Origin of the sequence: Exiguobacterium sp. s168, from assembly GCF_018619035.1 — a bacterium.
Lineage (GTDB): Bacteria > Bacillota > Bacilli > Exiguobacteriales > Exiguobacteriaceae > Exiguobacterium_A > Exiguobacterium_A acetylicum.
The window spans coordinates 1-1,101 of the sequence record NZ_JACSNE010000061.1; the positions used below are offsets into that span (position 1 = coordinate 1).

Annotated in this window: 1 protein-coding gene; it reads left to right on the plus strand. The window is 40.0% G+C overall.

Going from position 1 to position 1,101, the window contains the following annotated elements; translation table 11 throughout:
* Nucleotides 1-7: 7 nt before the first annotated feature.
* Nucleotides 8-1,101 (plus strand): IS3 family transposase gene (locus tag KNQ15_RS16550; RefSeq protein ID WP_353048937.1). Its coding sequence is split into 2 segments (ribosomal slippage), with 1,095 coding nucleotides annotated over them: nucleotides 8-257 and nucleotides 257-1,101; the frame shifts between segments, so codons are not numbered across the junction. This gene is flagged as partial in the annotation.

The following is a 1,101-nucleotide window of genomic DNA, read 5'->3' on the forward strand; positions in this document are numbered from 1 at the left end:
AAGTGAAGTGAAATGGGCAGTAGTCAAAGATAAGCTGAGTGGTAAGTTAACGACGAGAGAAATCATGGAGAAGTACGGAATCAAAAATGAATCTCAAATCAAAACATGGATGAGATGGTATCGCTCTAACGAACATTATCGATTTGATCAGCCAATCGGTAAACAATATACCTATGGACATGGTCCAGATTCTGCGAGTGAGGATGACAAGAGAGAACGACAAATGTCACATCTGAAGATGGAAAATGAGATCTTAAAAAAGTACATGGAAATCGAAAGAGAGTTGAGAAAGAAGTAGTCATAAAAATTGTAGAGTTTCTTCGGAGAAAGTATACAATCACCGCCATTCTTAGCGCTTTGAATGTACCAAGAGCAAGCTATTACCGTTGGATTAAGGAATCTGTGAAAGCACCTTCGGTGCTCGAAAAAACCGTCATTGAACTAAGTAAACAGACGAAGTATCGGAATGGACATCGAAAAATAAAGGCATTATTACAGCAAATCTATCAGTTAAAAGCCAATCGGAATACCGTACAGAAAATCATGCAAAAACACCATCTCCAATGTCGGATCAAGCCGAAGCGAAGATGGAAGTCTCAAGGTGAGCGCATCATAACGGCACCGGATCTCATCAAGCGCGATTTCACAGCAAGTAAACCGAATCAAAAGTGGGTGACGGATATCACCTATATCCAATACGGCAGCACGACGAAATATCTTTCCACCATCATGGATCTTTTTAATAACGAAATCGTCGCATACAAGTTATACGAGCATCAACAAACGTCTCTTGTGATTGATACGTTGAAGATAGCGCTTGAGAATCGAAACTATCCCGAAGGGGTCATCCTTCATTCGGACCAAGGAAGTGTCTATACGTCATACGCCTTTCAAGAATTCGTTAAAAGGAATCACCTAACAAGCAGCATGTCTCGTAGAGGAAACTGTTGGGACAACGCAGTTATCGAATCGTTCCACTCTAATTTAAAGTCCGAGGAATTCCAGTACGTCAAATTTAATTCACTAAGAGACCATGAGGTCTCTGAACGCGTTACTAATTACTTAAATTACTATAACGAAGAACGAATCCAAGAAAAATTA